Raw genomic sequence first — 295 nt, 5'->3', positions numbered from 1 at the left:
AATCCGGAAATCTTGTTCATTCAAGACTGACCAACCCTTCCCTACCAACTTCCCGAAGACCTTTGGCAACAGTTTTCCAATGAAATGGGGGTGCGGGGAATTCCGTCGTTCATGGCCAGCAAATTTAGGCCGGGCTATGCCACGATGATGCTTGGCATCCCGCCTTGTGCGATGGATTTCGTCTCTGGAGACGCGCCTGCTGGCTTGGATACCCTTATTCAAAACTATACCCGCGACAAACGGGTTGCGACCAAAGGCCTTGAGCCTTTTGACACAGCGATTGGCATTTTCAACC

1 pseudogene is annotated in these 295 nt (G+C 51.5%); it reads left to right on the top strand.

Going from position 1 to position 295, the window contains the following annotated elements:
- Window positions 1–84 precede the first annotated feature (84 nt).
- Window positions 85–295 (top strand): annotated as a pseudogene (locus tag AB9F29_RS22195) (TraB/GumN family protein); the annotation flags it as partial.

It is taken from the genome of Falsihalocynthiibacter sp. S25ZX9, assembly GCF_041205405.1.
In the GTDB taxonomy this organism is placed as follows: domain Bacteria; phylum Pseudomonadota; class Alphaproteobacteria; order Rhodobacterales; family Rhodobacteraceae; genus Falsihalocynthiibacter; species Falsihalocynthiibacter arcticus.
This window is presented reverse-complemented; position numbering and strand designations above follow the sequence as displayed.